The following is a 519-nucleotide window of genomic DNA, read 5'->3' as shown; positions in this document are numbered from 1 at the left end:
AAGTATGGGCACCGAAGAGGTCGCGCTGCCCCTGGATCAGTGCGGCGGGCAGGCGCTTGGAGCGCAGGGCGTCGTAGTAGGACAGGGAGGAGGCGAAGACCGGAGCCGGCAGACCGGCCTGGGCCGCACGGGCCACAACACGCCGCCAGGAATCCTGGGCGCCCTCCACGGCCTGCTTGAAGAAGGGGTCGAACAGGAGGGAACCGAAGGACTCGCCGGAGCCGTAGGCATCGGAGATGCGGTTGAGGAACCTGGCGCGGATGATGCAGCCACCCCGCCAGATGCGGGCGATGGCACCCAGGTCCAACTGCCATCCATAGACCTTGGCCCCCTCCTCCATCTCGTTGAAGCCCTGGGCGTAGGCCACGATCTTGGAGGCGTAGAGGGCCTGGCGGATGTCCTCGATGAAGGCCCTGCGCCCTTCCTGGTCGGCGGCCAGGGATGCGAACGCCCCCTCGGCCTTGGGTCCGGCCAGCCGCTGCTCCTGGGCCTCCTTGCGCAGATCCGGCGTGGATGAGA

The 519-nt window shown here is 68.2% G+C and carries 1 pseudogene; it reads right to left on the bottom strand.

From position 1 onward, the window contains the following. Window positions 1–519: pseudogene (locus CRD60_RS08290) on the bottom strand (NADP-dependent phosphogluconate dehydrogenase); the annotation flags it as partial.

This window comes from Bifidobacterium aemilianum (genome assembly GCF_003315635.1).
GTDB classification, from domain to species: Bacteria; Actinomycetota; Actinomycetes; order Actinomycetales; family Bifidobacteriaceae; genus Bifidobacterium; species Bifidobacterium aemilianum.
Note: the sequence above shows the minus strand (reverse complement) of the source record. Positions and strands in the feature narration are given on the sequence as shown.